Source organism: Microbacterium sp. Bi128, from assembly GCF_918698205.1.
In genome coordinates this window covers 1-1,161 of sequence record NZ_CAKKMM010001529.1, presented here as the reverse complement: position 1 = coordinate 1,161, position 1,161 = coordinate 1, and the positions used below count along the sequence as shown (strand labels likewise).

Genomic DNA, 1,161 nt, shown 5'->3' with positions numbered 1-1,161 from the left:
GTGAACGTGCCGACGGCGCCCGGATGGTGCTCGAGAGCGATTTCTTCAGCGCCTACGTGCCGTTCGCGGCGCGCTGGCCGCTGGAAATCCATCTGGTCCCGCACCGCCAGGTTCCGGACCTCGCCGCGCTGACCGGCGCCGAGCGTGACGAGCTCGCCGTCCTGTATCCGGACCTGCTGGGCCGCCTCGACAGCCTCTACGGCAGCCCGACGCCGTATATCAGCGCCTGGCACCAGGCCCCCCTTGACCCGGTGCTGCGCCGGTCCGGGTACCTGCACCTGCAGCTCACCTCCCCCCGGCGGGCCGCGGACAAACTCAAGTTCCTGGCCGGCTCCGAGGCCGCCATGGGCGCCTTCATCAACGACACGACTCCCGAAGAGGTTGCGGCCCGGCTCCGGGACGCCAGGAAAGGAACGGCATGACCACCACCGACACCGCAGGAACGGCCCTGGCGGACGCGGTGACCCGCGCCTTTGCCGGCCACTTCGGCCATGACGCCGACGGCGTGTGGCAGGCGCCGGGACGGGTCAACCTGATCGGCGAGCACACGGACTACAACGACGGCCTTGTCCTGCCGTTCGCCATCAACCGCACCACCACCGTGGCCGTGTCGGCCCGGGCGGACCGCACCGTGCGGCTGGCCTCGGCGTTCGCGGCCGCTGACCCGGTCGAATTCGATCTGGATACCTTCGCCCCGGACCAGGCGGCCGGCTGGTCCGCGTACCCGGCCGGAGTGGCGTGGGAGCTGGAACGTGCCGGCATCACGGTGCCGGGCTTTGACCTGTACGTGACCTCCGATGTCCCGGTCGGCGCCGGGCTGTCTTCCTCCGCCGCCCTGGAATGCGCCGTCGCGTTGGCCCTCTCCGACCTCACCGGAGCGGGCCTGGGCCGGGCCGAACTGGCGGACATCGGGCGGCGGGCCGAAAACAACGTCGTCGGCGCCCCCACCGGGATCATGGATCAGTCCGCGTCGATGCTCGGCACCCGGGACTGCGCGGTCTACCTGGACTGCCGCGACCTCAGCTCCCGCCCGGTGCCGCTCGGCCTGGAGGAGTCCGGGCTTCTCTGCCTGGTGATCGACACCAAGGTCTCGCACGCCCATGCCACCGGCGGGTACGCCGAACGCCGGTCCTCCTGCGTCCGCGGCGCCCGGGCCCTGGG

1 protein-coding gene and 1 pseudogene are annotated in these 1,161 nt (G+C 71.7%); both read left to right on the top strand.

All coding sequences use genetic code 11. The features are described from left to right. A pseudogene (locus LQV45_RS34285) lies at nt 1–422 on the top strand (galactose-1-phosphate uridylyltransferase); the annotation flags it as partial. Then, a partial coding sequence (locus LQV45_RS34280; RefSeq protein WP_290370414.1) for a galactokinase family protein occupies nt 419–1,161 on the top strand: 743 nt, incomplete at its 3' end. The pseudogene LQV45_RS34285 and the gene LQV45_RS34280, both read left to right, overlap by 4 nt.